Raw genomic sequence first — 14,782 nt, forward strand, 5'->3', positions numbered from 1 at the left:
AATTAGCTTTGTAAAAATTCAATAAATGAAAATTTCAAAATTACATATCGATCAGTTCAGACATTTAGAAAATCTAGATTTTGATTTTACCTATCCTGAAGATTTCCATATTGAAGAAAAAAGAGGAAAACCATTAGACAAAATATGTTTTATTGGGCAGAGTGCTACTGGAAAGACTGGATTGTTACAACTGATTTATGATCATTCTATTAATCTTTTAAATTTAGAACTTATAAACGGTCAAATATTCAGATTAAAAGATAATCTAAATAAAAGCGAAGTTACCTTCTTAATAGAAAGTGATGTTTTTCATTTAAAAAATAACGAAGTTTCTTTCAGAAACCGCATCTATAGAAATGATTTTAATAGTGGAGGCGGACAAGTAACTAGTTTAATTTCAAAAAAAGATAAAAAAGATGTTTTTTACTTTAAAGCGAATTTAGTATCCGATCAAAACATAAATTTTCTTTCAACTAACCCAATCGAATTAATAGAAAAACATAGTAACCAACTTAACGCTATTAAACAAGAATTTCAGCATAGAGATAACCTTTTTTTAATGGAAGAAAATTATGGGTTATTATTTAATGATAATGTGGACACGAAAATTTGGCTTCATCTGTTAGTAGATTATCTAAATTACCGAAAAAACTTTACTCAAAAAATGTCTGAATTAATCCATAATGGTTTTATTCATGATGTGAATAAATTGAGCGTAGAATTTAATAAATGGCAAAAGGAAAATCCAAATAGATTAGAATCATTTGCAAAAGAATTTAATTATATTCTAGAGCTTTTAAATTTAGAAGTTGATTTAGTAAACACAGAATATTCAGTACCTATAAAAAACAAGCGAATAGATGAAATCATTCCATTTCAAGATACAAGTACAGGAACCAAGCAACTTCTACTAACTTCATTGCCATTATATTCACTAGAAACAAAAGATTCTATTATTTTAATTGATGAGCCCGAACGCTCATTATATCCAAATATTCAGATGGAAGTAATGGATTATTATAAAAAACTTGCTCCAGAAGCACAATTTATAGTTGCTACTCATTCCCCGTTTATTGCCGCTTCATTTGAGCCAGAAGAACGATTCATTTTATATTTTGATGAAGAAGGAAAGGTTGCTGTTAGAAGAGGAATTTCTCCAATTGGAGATGATCCAAATGATATGTTGAAGAATGATTTCGATCTAGAATTTCTAATGAATGAAAAAGGAATAAAAGCATTTGAAAGATATAGAAATTTAAAAAAACTTCTAGCTTCTGCAAATGATGATGAAGAAAAAGACAAATTATTGGAAGAAATCCTTTCTTTAGCAAATGCCTATAAGTTTTAATGAGAAAGCAGACTAAACATTCAAATTCGTTAGCAAAAGATATTGAATATAAAAAAGGTGGAGATAATTCAATTCTTCGTGAAATACTTTTCAAAGAACAAAAAGGTTTTTGTTCTTATACCGAAACTTATCTAGGAAGAACTGATCAAAAAGACATAGATCATTTTAATCCTTCTCAAGATTATAGTGAAAGAAATAATTATTTAAATCTATTCCTTTGCAAATCACAATGGAACAAGGAAAAATCAAATAAATGGACTGATTTTCAACCTTCATTATCGCCATTGAATGATGATTTTGAAGATAGAATCTCATACAATAAGGAATTAAAACTTTTTGAAGCTACAGATGAAAAGGATAATGAGGCAAAACATCTTGTTAAACTATTAAAATTAGACGATTACGATTTATCAATCGAACGAAAAAAATATATTGAATTATGCAAAGAATTGATGAACTACTTCGACAGTCCAACAATATATTTTCAAAAAATAATTCAAAAAAGCCCAATCGAACTCAAATTTATTAGAAGTTTAGAAATAGAATTTGATGTTCATATTTGGGATCTGATTCCAGAAATAGAATAAACAAACCGTTTTCAGTCTCAACAAAAACCTGAAACATGAAACAAAAAAAACAGTTTTAAACAAAACAAAAAAAAACCACATGAGCAAAGTAGCCATTATAATGGGAAGCATCTCAGACATGCCAGTCATGCAGGATGCTATTGACATATTAAAACAATTTAATATTGAAGTTGAGGTTGATATTGTTTCGGCACACAGAACGCCGGAAAAATTATTCGATTTTAGCAAGAATGCACATACCCGCGGGATTTCGGTAATTATTGCAGGAGCTGGTGGTGCGGCGCATTTACCGGGAATGGTCGCTTCGATGTCGCCGCTTCCTGTAATTGGTGTTCCTGTAAAATCAAGCAATTCAATTGATGGTTGGGATTCGGTTTTGTCGATTCTTCAAATGCCAGGTGGCGTTCCGGTTGCAACCGTTGCTTTGAACGGAGCAAAAAATGCTGGAATTTTAGCAGCACAAATTATTGGAAGTCACGACAAAAAAGTACTTGACACGATTATTGCCTACAAAGAAGAGCTGAAAGCAGCAGTAAATAAAGCCGCTGATGGCTTAAAGAGATAAGGTATTTCTCCAATTCCTACAAGGTTTTCAAAACCTTGTAAGTATGATTATAAAGCTCAATTAATACTTCTAAAACACCTACAAGGTTTTGAAAACCTTGCAGGATAAAAATAATATGAATATTTCAACACAAAGGCTTCACATTACAGGAAGCCTTTATGTTTTTAGGGTCTTTTTTAATTATGCTTCATCTTCAATTTGCTCCAAAACAGATTCAAATTCAGATGCTATCACATCATCCTTATTGATCCAATTCTCAGAAGTAACCAGGTTATAGTTTACATCATCTTCTGTTGTCAATTCCCAGATAATACTTTCTGCTTCAGGAAACGGAATATTTTGAGACATTTGATTTTCAAACAACCTTTTAATCAGGTTTCTGTCAGACAAACCATTATTCAACAACTTCAATATATTTTCGGCTGTCAGTTTTTGTACTTCACCATTAGTTGGTGTCATAGAGAAATGCACAACAGAAGCTTTTGCATTTGGAAATTTCCCATTGTAAGCTTTAAAAAGCAATTGATTGACATGAAATAATCTGCCTTGCATGTGTATTTCCGGATATTCCTCACACACTTTATCAATTAACATGTTGTTTGATATCTGCTCAATCTGTCCTTCACTTAATTCCTCTCCCAATTTATAGTCTAATACAATCTGTGCAGCTTCGTTAGGTTCATAATCCGAAATGGCCATTTCTAATAATTCCGGTAAAGTGCTTTTCTCGGCTGTAGCTCCATCCGGATAATTGAATTTTTGTAATAAAACAACAAAATCTTCATCAGACCAATATCCTTCTACTTCATTTACCGTATCTATATTCTTGATTACAACTTGATAATTCATCCTTTTTTTATTTAATTTATGATTAGCATTTTATACTGCTAAATCGTTTTTTTTCAATTTACGCTTTTAATATCTACTACAGCAATAAATAACAAATCTATAACACAATTTAAGAGTATTTTATGCCAATAATCAATTCCATATCGATGATTACATTTTTATAAATTGTTATCTTTGGAATTCAATATTTTGACTTCAATCCATAAAAAATATAATATCAAAATGAACGTATTACTTTCAAAATTTATAACAAAGCACGATACAGCACCTTTTTCTCAAATTAAAATAGAAGATTATTCCCCAGCTTTTCAAGAAGGAATTGCTTTGGCTAAAGCCGAAATTGATGCCATCGTCAACAATCCAGAAGCACCTACTTTTGAGAACACAGTGGTAGCGATGGATTTCTCTGGTGATATTCTAGATCGTCTTTCGAGTATTTTCTTCAATTTAAATTCGGCCGAAACCAGCGATGAAATGCAGAAAATTGCTCAGGAAGTTTCGCCTTTATTATCTGAATTTGGAAACGACATTACACTAAACGCTGCTTTATTTGCTAAAATAAAAGCCGTTTACGATCAAAAAGAACAACTCAATTTAACTCCCGAGCAAACCACGCTTTTAGACAAAAAATACAAAAGCTTTTCTAGAAACGGAGCCAATTTGCCTGAAGACAAAAAAGATAAACTTAGAGCAATTGACAAAGAATTATCTAAATTAAAACTACAATTTGAAGAGAATATTTTGGCAGAAACCAATGCCTTTGAATTGCATTTAACAAATGAAAAAGATTTAGCAGGTTTGCCTGAAGGCACAATTGAGGCGGCAAGATTACTGGCTAAAAACCAGGAAAAAGAAGGCTGGATTTTCACTTTGGATCATCCAAGTTATATTCCTTTTTTGACGTATGCCGACAATCGTGAATTGCGCAAAAAAATGGCGATTGCTTTTGGAGCGAGAGGATTTCAGAACAACGAATTTGACAATCAGGAAAATGTATTAAAAATAGCCAAATTGCGTTTTGAAAGAGCCAATTTGCTGGGATATAAAACCCATGCTCATTTTGTTCTGGAAGAAAGAATGTCCGAAAGTCCTGAAAAAGTATTTTCTTTTTTGAATGATTTATTAGCAAAAGCAAAACCTGCCGCACAAAAAGAATTTACAGAATTGTCCGCTTTCGCGAAAAATTTAGACGGAATTGAACAGTTAGAAAAATGGGATGGTGCGTACTATTCTGAAAAATTAAAACAACAGCTTTTTAATTTAGATGATGAAAAACTCAAACCTTATTTTCAGTTAGAAAAAGTGTTAAACGGAGCATTTACAGTTGCCAAAAAATTATACGGACTTACCTTTACCGAAGTATTTGACATTGACAAATACCACGAAGAAGTAACGACTTATGAAGTAACTCATGCTCAAAATAATTTAGTCTCGATTTTCTACGCCGATTTTTTTCCGAGAAAAGGAAAACGAAACGGCGCTTGGATGACTTCGTTTAAATCGCAATATATAAAAGACGGCATCAACGAAAGGCCTCATATTTCTAATGTCTGCAATTTTACCAAACCAACAGAAACCAAACCATCGTTATTGACTTTTAATGAAGTAACAACCCTATTTCACGAATTTGGTCACGGATTACACGGAATGCTGGCCAACACCACCTATCCTAGTTTGTCAGGAACCTCTGTTTTCTGGGATTTTGTAGAATTGCCAAGTCAGATTATGGAGAATTGGTGTTACGAGCCCGAAGCCTTGGCTTTGTTTGCCAATCACTACGAAACAGGAGAAATTATTCCAATAGAATATGTACAAAAAATCAAGGAAAGTGCGAGCTTTCAGGAAGGAATGGCAACGTTGCGACAGTTGAGTTTTGGATTATTAGACATGGCGTGGCACGGTCAGGATCCGACAGGCATTACCGACTTAAAAACTTTTGAGACCGAGCAATTTGCCAATACACAATTGTATCCTGACGTAAAAGAAAACGCCATGAGTACCGCTTTCTCGCATATTTTTCAGGGTGGTTATTCTTCTGGATATTACAGCTACAAATGGGCAGAAGTTTTAGATGCCGATGCTTTTGACTATTTTCAGGAGAAAGGGATTTTTAATATTGAAGTTGCCACAAAATTTAAAGAAAATGTCCTTTCAAAAGGAGGCACAGAACATCCGATGATTTTGTACAAACGTTTTAGAGGGCAAGAACCAAAACCGGAAGCTTTGTTGAAACGTGCTGGACTTCTTTAAGGCAAAATAGCCTGTGCCTGCAAAATCAAAATTTACAATTGTGCTGCCAAAACCTTTTGTATTCATGCTTAAAACCAATAAAATTTGAAAAAATACTTAAAAATACTCTTTTATATCGCTATTCTTGGATTGATCGCCATTGTGTCGATTAACTTATATGTGAAGTCAACGACCAAAAAGCATGTGTACAACTCGATGAGAAGGTTTCCTAAAAATGATGTCGGAATTATTTTTGGAGCGGGCATCAATGGTGATCAGCCCAGCAAATATTTGAAGGATCGTCTTGACGCCGGAATTTTACTGTATAAAGCAAAGCGCATTAATAAAATTTTGCTTTCGGGAGACAATGGCCGTGAAGGATATGACGAACTAACCGTGATGAAAAATTACTGTTTTAGACACGGAGTAGACACAAGCAAAATATTTATTGACTATGCTGGTTTTGACACCTACTCTACGATGTATCGTGCCAAACATATTTTTAAAATTAAAAAAGCGACCCTCATCTCTCAGAAATACCATTTGAATCGGGCAATTTATATCGGGCAAAATCTCGGCATCAAATCGGTTGGCTATTCTGCCAATTCCGGCGAATATTTGGGTTACAAATATGTTACGACAAGAGAATACCTTTCGGTTTTTAAAGCTTTTTTTGATGTTTTACGAGATCGGGACCCTCATTTTTTAGGCAATCCGATAGATATAAACGGACTGTCTAATTATTCTAAAGAGGACAAACGATAAAACAAAAGGCCAGAACGCAATGCTATGAGTTCTGGCCTTTTTTATTTGATAATATTGTATAAAAAATACTTCTCTTTTAGTTAGACCAAACAGGTTTTAGAAACCTGTTTGGTCTTCGGTTTAATTATAGTCTTCGTAAAAAAGAATTCTCCTCACTGAAAACTTGATTTGATCACTGTAAAAAGAATTCGACCGACTGAAAACTAGATTTGATCACTGTAAAAAGAATTCGACCGACTGAAAACTTGATTCGAGCGACTGAAAACTTGATTTGATCACTGTAAAAAGAATTCGAGCGACTGAAAACTTGATTCAAGCGACTGAAAACTTGATTTAACCGACTGAAAACTTGATTCGACCGACTGAAAACTTGATTTGAGTGACTGAAAACATGATTCGAGCGACTGAAAACATGATTTGACCATTGTAAAGTAGAATTATACCGTATACAAGTTAGATTTAATCACTGTAAAGTAGAATTCTACCGTATGCAAGTATGATTTAACCACTGTAAAAAAGAATTCGACCGTATGCAAGTTAGATTTGACCACTGTAAAGTAGAATTCGACAGTATGCAAGTTAGATTTAACCACTGTAAAGTAGAATTCGACCGTATGCAAGTTGGATTTGACCACTGTAAAGTAGAATTCTACCGTATGCAAGTTGGATTTGACAACTGTAAAGTAGCATTCGACCGTATGCAAAGTTCTTATTACTGTATAGAAAAAGGTTTTTTTGTAGTGGGAAGGAAAAAAAGGAAGAGGTTTTTCTGAAATTTGAAACCTACTATAAAACTCCCAAAAAGTATCGTGTCGTTTTGGATGAGGGATAGTAGCAAGCTACCGAAGTAGCGCGGATAGCCCGACAGCATACCGAAAAGAGGGCGTATATGCACAAAGTACTATAGCCCTCTTATCGGTATGGTGACAGCCCTAGAAAGCAATCTTCAATTTTAAATGATAAAAATGAAAATTCGTTTCTATTGTAAATTGCAATTTTAACGATTGGTATTTCACCAACGAATGTGTTGCTTATGTGTTATTTTATGACTCTTTTGTTGTTGGCGGGTAACGGTAATAGATCTTCGAAAATGTGACTTAAATCATCTGGTAGCACGCCATTATTATTGCTATTACTGTGGCAAGAGAAACAAGAAATCGCATTTTGTTCTGTAGAGGCAGATGACGGAGACTGGACATAGGTTTCCATAGTGCTATTGGATAATTGTCCTGTGCCGATCGCATCACCATTCGTGCCTCCATAAGGATATACGTTTCCGTTTGGTGCGGCTCCACCAAAAGTCCATGTAGCGCCTATGAGTAAGTAATTCTTTCTGATGTCGTTGCCTACTAGCTTGCTGCGCACGGAATTGTTGATCGAGATAATTTGACTATTAGAATCTGCTGGAGTTTTGTCTTCGGCATTAGGAGGCGTATTTGAGGCAACACCCCAAGCCATAATTCTTCTTGCTGTTGGGCTGGTGAGAGCAGCATTGGTGATAAGAATTGTATTGTCTTTTACTCTCATGTTCTGAATGTTTTGTGCTCCCGTTGTATCGTTGGCATTGCCATTAAAAAGCCAACCTTTGCCAGTATCTGCTGCAACTTGCTTGATTTTATTGTTTTTGTCTACATAAGCATAGGCACTATTAGGTGAATTTTTTTCGTGTTCGAAAGTGGCCCAGATCATTTCAGGATGTCCTGCAACACTGCCCACGACATGCATACCAACCAAAGCCAGTTTTGCAGTAGTTTGTCCATTTTCTACCCATTTGTTTGGGTTTGTTTTGTCGTAAGTAGGAATAGTGGCCTCGATGGTTACATAAGTCTCTGGATTCGGCAAGTCTTTGACTTCTACCCATGATGTTTTAATTTCCATTGCGAGTGCGTCTGCATCTGGAGGTGTGGCCCAGCCTTTGGTTTTTGCGTATGCCAGAATACTATCTCTTGCTGAGGCGGTAGTTGGAAATTGATTGCCGTTGAGTTTGCCTTCATTAACACCTGTGAGATAATAAGCATAAACATCATTGACCATTGTTATGTAGTAAACTAGCGATTGGTTTTCGCCCATTAGAGCGCCGTGAGAACCTGCTTGTCCTTGCTCTGACTCTACTTCGTTGCCGTTAGAATCAAGAAAAATTGATTTAGCACCTACTTTGAATTCTTGTACAACCTCTGATGGTTTAATTTTACTATCAATAACAGGTTTTGGTTTTTTTATAATGTTGCCCTTGGTATCCAGAAAAGAATGAATGCCTTTTGCATCGGCCTTTACGCTGCCGAGTAGAACTAATTTGTTGGCATCATTTTTTACTTTCTCATCTTTCTTTTGAGACTCAATTTCGAACATTTTTCCAGACTTGTCTATCAAAACAGGCAATCTGTTAGGGCCACTCTGATTGATCGTACTAGCAGCATTCAACAAAACATTAGGTTGGTGCGCAGTAAGCTTGCGTTTTCCTGTAACTGGATCTTGAGGAGAAACATTGTAAAAAACTGGCGATTCCATGATGGTTCCTTTATTACCATATTGGCCGGAAGACGGAGAGGTAATCCATAAAAACATCTGTTCAGACCATTGGTAGAAATCGCAATTGTTATTGTGCGGAAATGTGACACTGTTGGCAGGTGACACCAGTCCGTTTTCGGTTGCTTTTTTTCCTGCAAACCAGGAATTAAATACAGCGTCAGAAACGGTGCAAGATTGTTTTACATCCTGCGGAAGATATTGATAGTCCGAATCGACATTGGCTACTAAATCTTTCTTTTTACATCCCAGAAAAAGAATGATAAGCAGCCCCATAAGTAGCGCTATACTTTTTATTGTTATTTTTTTCATAATGTGTTGTTGTTAATTGGTTTGTTGTTTTTGGGTTGAATGTGAAACTTCTTGATTAGTTGTGCTACACTTTACGATAGTTGATAAATACTATCGAAAATAATGGTGCTAAAAAAAACACCTTCGGAGATAACCCGAAATGTTTTTACATTTTGTACACCAAAAGTATCTTTTAGCTTTATACTCGAATAAAAAAATGGTACAAGAGAGGATTTTTTGGTTGCAAGCAAAAGGAAAGATGATGCAAAACGATTTTGTTTGAAGGTTTAACAACCAAAATGATATACTTTTTTAATAAAGTTTCATTTATTATTGAAAGTTTAAAAACTTTTACTTACATTTGCTCTATGGAATTCAAAGAAGCAAAAAATAAGTTTGTACAAACCTGGGGGGCATTAGGCTCTCAGTGGGGCATTAATAAAACCATGGCGCAAATTCATGCTTTATTGATGATTTCGAACCAAGCCGTTTCGATGGAAGACATCATGGAGGAATTGCAAATTTCGCGCGGGAACGCCAGCATGAACCTAAGAGCCTTAATGGATTGGGGAATTGTTTACAAAGAATACAAAGCAGGCGAAAGAAGAGAGTTTTTTACGGCCGAAAAAGACTTAGACGAATTAGCCGTAAAAATTGCCCGAGAAAGAAGCAAAAGAGAAATCAAACCTGCGCTCAAAATCTTAAAAGAAGTTTCCTCTATCGAATCTAAAGATTCTGCTGAAGAGAAACACTTTGTCGATCAAACCTCTAAATTGTATGATTTTGTTTTGAAAGCAGACAATATGTTAGACAAAATGACGGAGTTTAACGAAAATTGGCTGGGACGTTTGGTTTTAAAAATCATGAAATAAATTTCGAACTAAAAAAATCTAATTAAAACTTTCATTTTTTTCTGAAAGTTTAAAACACTTAGTGATTATGAAAAATCTAAACTACCTAAATTACTTTTTTGTTGGCTTTCCAATTGCTTTATGCTTAATAGGTTTTGTTGATAATGATTTTCTTTGCTTTGGTTTATTATCAACCACTTTAACGGGATTATTCCAAGTAATTGTTGGCATAAAAATGCTGCAAGACGAACCAAATGACAAAAATCTTCGAATTTATATAATTGCAGTGATTGCATTTTTTGCAACATTATTTATAATTTCAAAAGTAGGTTTGTATGATTGGATAAACTATATCCTATTAAGTGTCCCGCCAATATTAGCTATCTATCTTTCTATAATAATCTATAAAAAACAATAATCATGACTTTTTTAAACGCACAATGGAGAAACTTAGCCTTAATAAATTATGAAATTGATCCTCAATTACTAAAAAAATACCTTCCCGCTGGAACAGAAATTGACTTTTGGAATGGCAAATGTTACGTGAGCGTAGTTGGTTTTATGTTTGAAGAAACGAAAATTTTAGGTATTAAATTTCCGTTTCACATCAATTTTGAGGAGGTCAATCTTAGATTTTATGTAAAACATTTCGATAATGGAGAATGGAAAAGAGGCGTTGTTTTTATAAAAGAAATTGTACCCAAAAAGGCCATCACTTTTATAGCCAATGGTTTGTATAAAGAACATTACGAAACTTGTAAAATGAGACATAGAATTATTGAAAAGGAGAACACAACCCTTTTTAATTATCAATGGAAAGTAGATGGAAAATGGAATACCATTCAACTTGAAACATTCAAAGAGTCGCAAGAAATTGAGGTAAATTCTGAAGCCGAATTTATAACAGAGCATTACTTTGGTTACACCAAATACAACGACAATACAACCTTTGAGTACGAAGTAAAACATCCGAGATGGAAACAACTAGAAGTTAAAAACTTCATGCTCAAGGTAGATTTTAAAAGAAATTATGGCAGTGATTTCGAAATTTTACAAAATGCGAAACCGCTATCTGTTTTATTGGCAAAGGGATCAAAAACAAAAGTCGAAAATAAAAAAACCAAACGTTATGAAAACGCTACAAAACCAAACCTTACTTTATGACGAAGACTGTCCGCTGTGTCAAGTTTATACAAAGGGCTTTGTAAAAACGGGTATGTTAGATGAAAACGGAAGAAAACCTTATTGCCAATTATCTGAAGACGAACAAAATTTTGTAGACATAAAACGTGCAGCAAATGAAATTGCTTTGGTAGACAACAAAACCAAAACAGTGACCTACGGAATTGACAGTTTGCTTAAAGTAATAGGATTTTCATTTCCATGGATAGAAAAAATCGGGAGTGTAAAACCCGTGAAATATTTTCTAAAAAAACTGTATTCTTTTGTTTCTTACAATCGAAAAGTAATTATTCCTAGCCAAATAAAAGAAGCAAACAAATTGCAATGTGTCCCGGATTTTAATTACAAATACAGATTTATTTTTATTGCATTTGCATTAATGATTACGACTTTTGCACTATTTGCCTTTTCTAATTTGATTCCGAATTTGCCAAAATCAACTGTTTTAAGAGAACTCATTTTAGCGTTAGGACAAATTGTTTTTCAAAGTATATTTCTTCTCAAATTAGACAAAAAAACGATTATCAATTATGCTGGAAATTTGATGACTGTTTCTTTAATGGGTTCTCTTATTTTACTGCCAATCCTACTGCTGAATGAAGTTATAATTTTACCTGAAAATCTAATTTTAGGTTGGTTTGCAAGTACCGTTTTAATCATGTTTATGGAGCATTTTAGAAGAATTAAAATTTTAAATCTTCCTTTTTACTTATCTTACACTTGGGTCATTTACAGAATAATTGCGCTACTATTAATTTTAAATTTATAAAAATGAGAAAACTCATCATAGTAGCCGGAACTGGTTTTTTAGGACATGTTTTGGTAGATCATTTCAAAAATAAATTTGAAGAAATAGTAATTCTCACAAGAGGAAATTCAAAAACAATCGACGGAATACGATATGTAAATTGGGATGCCAGAACCCTTTCTGGCTGGGAAAAAGAATTGGAAAACGCAACTGTTTTAATCAATCTTGCCGGAAAATCTGTTGATTGCCGCTATACCAAAGAAAATAAAAAAGAAATTTTACTATCTCGAATAGAAAGTACCAAGATTCTAAACCAAGCGGTTTTAAAGTGCCAGAACCCGCCTAAACATTGGCTGAATTCCTCTACCTCAACTATATATCGTTTTTCGTTAGACAAACAAATGGATGAAGTTGATGGCGAAACAGGAAATGATTTTTCTATGAATGTTGCACTTTCTTGGGAAAAAGCATTTTTTAAAACCGAAACTCCAAATACCTTAAAAACGGCTTTGCGAACTTCGATTGTTTTAGGAAAAAAGGGTGGCGCTTTTGTGCCACTGAAAACTTTGGCAAAATTAGGTTTTGGAGGAAAACAAGGAAAAGGAAATCAATTTATCAGCTGGATTCACGAAGACGATTTTGCCAATGCAGTCGAATTTATTCTTCAAAAAGAAATTACGGGTCGTATTAATATTGTTTCGCCTCAACCGATTCGAAATTCTGAGTTTATGAAGCAGCTTCGAACAGCGGTTGGTGCTCCTTTCGGAATTCCGATTAGTACTTTTTTACTTGAAATGGGCTCTTTTATTATTCGAACAGAAACCGAATTAGTTTTGAAAAGTAGAAATGTGATTCCGAGAAGACTTTTAGAAAACGGATTTAAATTTCAATTTGAAAACATCGGTAATACTTTTAAAAATCTACTAAACAAATGACAATCATAAACCTCATCACCAAAATAAAAGCATCCAAACAAATTGTTTTTGATGTTTCAAGAAACATCGATGTGCATCAGCAATCTGCCAGCAAATCAAATGAAGTATCGATTGCGGGAGTTACGACAGGATTAATCAATTTGAACGAAACGGTAACTTGGCGAGGGAAACATTTTGGGTTTTATCTCACTCATAAAAGCATTATTAGCGCCATGAACTATTATGATTATTTTGTGGATGAAATGGTGGAGGGAAAATTCAAATCCTTCAAACACCAACATTTTTTTAAAGAAGAAAACGGAGTAACTATTATGAATGACTTATTACAATATGAAACTCCGTTTGGCAGTATTGGCAAACTATTCGATACTTTATTTTTAAAAAAACATCTTATAGGTTTTCTTTTAGAAAGAAATAAAATGCTCAAAAAAATAGCAGAAAACCAGTAGACCTATTTTAAAATCATCCTTTATAATCGATAGAAAATTTATAAATTTTTCCCCAAAAAAATACAGTCCATCATTGATTATTTTGATAAAGTACGAATACATTCTTAAAAGGTTTCAGAATACTTTTGCCTGTATTAACAATTTCTTTGCTTAAAAATAGCAAGAATACAAAAGTCAAAAATAAAATTTGTCACAAAACAACGTATTTGATTCACGAAACAGATATTCTATGTTACTAGACCTTTCGGGAACTTTTTCACCTTCTGTCCCATAACATCGGCGTTTTGGTAGTATTGGGATCTGTATACAAATCAGCTGCTGTAACTAGCAAAACATCAACTTCCATGAAACGTTCATTAAAATTTAATAGTTTTTTTAATTGGGTACATTTTTCATGAACAAAATCCAACCTTTGATATTCGGGAACATTTTGTACAATTAACATCCGAACAACTTCCTTAAAATTTTTATCTGTAGACAATTGAATCTGAAAAGCAGTTGCTCCACTGGTGAGAGAAGTAAATTCATCTACATCATAATGTTGTTCACAAACAATAAAAGATTTTGTTTCTCTGGATTTTAATTCCAAAAAAGATTCGCCATCTTGATCTACCCATCGTCCTACATCGCCAATGGCATATCGAAAAACAGGAAATCTTTTGCGAAAAGTATTCGTGACGGCAATTGTACCATAACCGTCTGTATCTGGATTCAAAATTTCGACAATAATTCCGTTAATTACTGAAAATAATGATGGGTTTTTAGTGAAATTTGACCAAGCCCAAATACCTGTTTCGGCAGAACCGTACATCGAATAAATTTGTTTGCAACCCAATATTTTTTGTAAAAACTTTTGTACGTTGGGTCTCAAAAATTCGCCTCCATAAAATAAGTTTTCAATTTGCAGTTTTGTGTTCTTCTCCTCAAGAAATTGCGCAAAACACAACAATTTCGAAGGAGTACCGAGTATAAAATCTGGCTTAAAATAAGTAGCCGTTTGTTCCATATCATTGTAACTTGCATGCGCGCTCAATGCTAATGTGGTAGCTTGACATTTTTCTAAAATATCATCCATAATTGCGGCTGTGCGGTACATGTCTGAGTAGCCAAAAATATTTAAGGCAATCGTTTTAGGGGTGAAAAAGTTGTTTTTTGTAAGTTCTGCCGCCATCGCAAGACGTTGATCTTGATTTTCTTGTATATCGACTGGAAAAATCAAAGGATTTTGAGTGCTTCCACCAGAACGCACCAAATACACTCCCGTCTTTTCTTCCTGAAGGTTAAAATTTGTTTTTAAAATTGGCATTAATTCTTTTTTACTGAGTATCGGAGCCTCAGGAGCAAGATCATGTCCTTTATAAAATTGGCTGTACAAAGAACTTCGTTTTGCCAATTCGAAATAATCCTGCAAAAGGAGATTATGAGTTTTTGAAGAAGTATCAACTGAATTCATGTTT

General features: G+C 33.9%; 14 protein-coding genes. 11 read left to right on the plus strand and 3 right to left on the minus strand.

Annotated elements, in window-relative coordinates; genetic code table 11:
• Window positions 1-25: 25 nt before the first annotated feature.
• From LNP22_RS02410 to purE, 3 genes are all read left to right on the plus strand, one after another.
• Window positions 26-1,348 carry an AAA family ATPase gene (locus tag LNP22_RS02410; RefSeq protein WP_229975124.1) on the plus strand — a complete coding sequence of 441 codons (1,323 nt, stop codon included), beginning with the start codon at window positions 26-28 and terminating at the stop codon, window positions 1,346-1,348.
• Window positions 1,348-1,935, plus strand: a complete 588-nt coding sequence (locus LNP22_RS02415) for an HNH endonuclease domain-containing protein (protein ID WP_229975125.1) — start codon at window positions 1,348-1,350, stop codon at window positions 1,933-1,935. Before LNP22_RS02410 ends, LNP22_RS02415 begins: the two co-directional genes overlap by 1 nt.
• Window positions 1,936-2,014: 79 nt before the next feature.
• Entirely contained in the window at window positions 2,015-2,500 is a 486-nt protein-coding gene (gene purE / locus LNP22_RS02420; protein ID WP_229975126.1) for a 5-(carboxyamino)imidazole ribonucleotide mutase, read from the plus strand.
• Between the two features lie 180 nt (window positions 2,501-2,680).
• Here purE and LNP22_RS02425 read toward each other — a convergent pair whose 3' ends face one another.
• Window positions 2,681-3,349 carry a hypothetical protein gene (locus tag LNP22_RS02425; protein WP_229975127.1) on the minus strand — a complete coding sequence of 223 codons (669 nt, stop codon included), beginning with the start codon at window positions 3,347-3,349 and terminating at the stop codon, window positions 2,681-2,683.
• A 222-nt stretch (window positions 3,350-3,571) separates the two neighbouring features.
• Between LNP22_RS02425 and LNP22_RS02430 the strand changes: the two genes are divergently transcribed.
• Window positions 3,572-5,599, plus strand: coding sequence for a M3 family metallopeptidase (locus tag LNP22_RS02430; protein WP_229975128.1), 2,028 nt, complete (start codon window positions 3,572-3,574; stop codon window positions 5,597-5,599).
• An 84-nt stretch (window positions 5,600-5,683) separates the two neighbouring features.
• Window positions 5,684-6,343: a SanA/YdcF family protein gene (locus LNP22_RS02435; RefSeq protein WP_229975129.1), complete on the plus strand. Its 660-nt coding sequence runs from the start codon at window positions 5,684-5,686 to the stop codon at window positions 6,341-6,343.
• Window positions 6,344-7,381: 1,038 nt separating this feature from the next.
• On the opposite strand, the gene LNP22_RS02440 is transcribed toward LNP22_RS02435, so the two are convergent.
• Entirely contained in the window at window positions 7,382-9,181 is a 1,800-nt protein-coding gene (locus LNP22_RS02440; protein WP_229975130.1) for a hypothetical protein, read from the minus strand.
• A 347-nt stretch (window positions 9,182-9,528) separates the two neighbouring features.
• Between LNP22_RS02440 and LNP22_RS02445 the strand changes: the two genes are divergently transcribed.
• From LNP22_RS02445 to LNP22_RS02470, 6 genes are all read left to right on the plus strand, one after another.
• Window positions 9,529-10,032: a GbsR/MarR family transcriptional regulator gene (locus tag LNP22_RS02445; protein ID WP_210667299.1), complete on the plus strand. Its 504-nt coding sequence runs from the start codon at window positions 9,529-9,531 to the stop codon at window positions 10,030-10,032.
• Between the two features lie 67 nt (window positions 10,033-10,099).
• Window positions 10,100-10,429: a hypothetical protein gene (locus tag LNP22_RS02450; RefSeq protein ID WP_229975131.1), complete on the plus strand. Its 330-nt coding sequence runs from the start codon at window positions 10,100-10,102 to the stop codon at window positions 10,427-10,429.
• Between the two features lie 2 nt (window positions 10,430-10,431).
• Complete coding sequence (locus tag LNP22_RS02455; protein WP_229975132.1) at window positions 10,432-11,175, plus strand: YqjF family protein; 744 nt, start codon at window positions 10,432-10,434, stop codon at window positions 11,173-11,175.
• Complete coding sequence (locus LNP22_RS02460) at window positions 11,141-11,962, plus strand: thiol-disulfide oxidoreductase DCC family protein (protein WP_229975133.1); 822 nt, start codon at window positions 11,141-11,143, stop codon at window positions 11,960-11,962. Before LNP22_RS02455 ends, LNP22_RS02460 begins: the two co-directional genes overlap by 35 nt.
• 2 nt (window positions 11,963-11,964) lie before the next feature.
• Window positions 11,965-12,876 (plus strand): TIGR01777 family oxidoreductase, encoded by a 912-nt coding sequence (locus LNP22_RS02465; RefSeq protein ID WP_229975134.1) that lies wholly within the window; start codon window positions 11,965-11,967, stop codon window positions 12,874-12,876.
• Entirely contained in the window at window positions 12,873-13,325 is a 453-nt protein-coding gene (locus LNP22_RS02470; protein WP_229975135.1) for an SRPBCC family protein, read from the plus strand. Before LNP22_RS02465 ends, LNP22_RS02470 begins: the two co-directional genes overlap by 4 nt.
• 256 nt (window positions 13,326-13,581) lie before the next feature.
• Here LNP22_RS02470 and LNP22_RS02475 read toward each other — a convergent pair whose 3' ends face one another.
• Window positions 13,582-14,778, minus strand: coding sequence for a phenylacetate--CoA ligase family protein (locus LNP22_RS02475; protein WP_229975136.1), 1,197 nt, complete (start codon window positions 14,776-14,778; stop codon window positions 13,582-13,584).
• Window positions 14,779-14,782: the final 4 nt, after the last annotated feature.

This window comes from Flavobacterium flavipigmentatum, assembly GCF_020911905.1.
Taxonomy (GTDB): domain Bacteria; phylum Bacteroidota; class Bacteroidia; order Flavobacteriales; family Flavobacteriaceae; genus Flavobacterium; species Flavobacterium flavipigmentatum.

Excerpts from the sequence above, each read along its gene's own strand:
- LNP22_RS02410 (WP_229975124.1), top strand. The coding sequence starts at position 26 with ATGAAAATTTCAAAATTACATATCGATCAGTTCAGACATTTAGAAAAT.
- LNP22_RS02415 (WP_229975125.1), top strand. The coding sequence starts at position 1,348 with ATGAGAAAGCAGACTAAACATTCAAATTCGTTAGCAAAAGATATTGAA.
- purE (WP_229975126.1), top strand. The coding sequence starts at position 2,015 with ATGAGCAAAGTAGCCATTATAATGGGAAGCATCTCAGACATGCCAGTC.
- LNP22_RS02425 (WP_229975127.1), bottom strand. The coding sequence starts at position 3,349 with ATGAATTATCAAGTTGTAATCAAGAATATAGATACGGTAAATGAAGTA.
- LNP22_RS02430 (WP_229975128.1), top strand. The coding sequence starts at position 3,572 with ATGAACGTATTACTTTCAAAATTTATAACAAAGCACGATACAGCACCT.
- LNP22_RS02440 (WP_229975130.1), bottom strand. The coding sequence starts at position 9,181 with ATGAAAAAAATAACAATAAAAAGTATAGCGCTACTTATGGGGCTGCTT.
- LNP22_RS02445 (WP_210667299.1), top strand. The coding sequence starts at position 9,529 with ATGGAATTCAAAGAAGCAAAAAATAAGTTTGTACAAACCTGGGGGGCA.
- LNP22_RS02450 (WP_229975131.1), top strand. The coding sequence starts at position 10,100 with ATGAAAAATCTAAACTACCTAAATTACTTTTTTGTTGGCTTTCCAATT.
- LNP22_RS02455 (WP_229975132.1), top strand. The coding sequence starts at position 10,432 with ATGACTTTTTTAAACGCACAATGGAGAAACTTAGCCTTAATAAATTAT.
- LNP22_RS02460 (WP_229975133.1), top strand. The coding sequence starts at position 11,141 with ATGAAAACGCTACAAAACCAAACCTTACTTTATGACGAAGACTGTCCG.
- LNP22_RS02465 (WP_229975134.1), top strand. The coding sequence starts at position 11,965 with ATGAGAAAACTCATCATAGTAGCCGGAACTGGTTTTTTAGGACATGTT.
- LNP22_RS02470 (WP_229975135.1), top strand. The coding sequence starts at position 12,873 with ATGACAATCATAAACCTCATCACCAAAATAAAAGCATCCAAACAAATT.
- LNP22_RS02475 (WP_229975136.1), bottom strand. The coding sequence starts at position 14,778 with ATGAATTCAGTTGATACTTCTTCAAAAACTCATAATCTCCTTTTGCAG.